At 82.9% G+C, this 281-nt stretch carries 1 pseudogene; it reads right to left on the bottom strand.

Annotated elements, in window-relative coordinates:
• A pseudogene (locus SJ20_RS01385) lies at positions 1–281 on the bottom strand (acetyl-coenzyme A synthetase); the annotation flags it as partial.

Here is a 281-nt window from a genome sequence, read left to right on the forward strand (position 1 = left end):
GAGCGCGTCCGGGTGAAGGGTCGCTCCCAGCTCAGACGTCGGCCGGCCGCCTCCCAGAACGCGAGCCGGTCCGCCTCGGCCACCGGGCGGCCGTCGCCGCGCCCGCCGTGCAGCCGGTCCGCCGGGCGGCCGGGGTGGACGTCCGGGTCGGCGGCGTCGACGAGCGCCTGCGGGAGGGGGCCGGGCAGCGTGGCGAGGGCCGCGGCGGGCACGCCGTCGTTCGGTCCGCGGACGGCCCCGGAGGCGCCCTCCTCGGCCGGGTCGGGGCGGGCGGGGTCCTC

The organism is Micrococcus sp. MS-ASIII-49, assembly GCF_000946635.1.
Classification (GTDB): domain Bacteria; phylum Actinomycetota; class Actinomycetes; order Actinomycetales; family Micrococcaceae; genus Micrococcus; species Micrococcus luteus.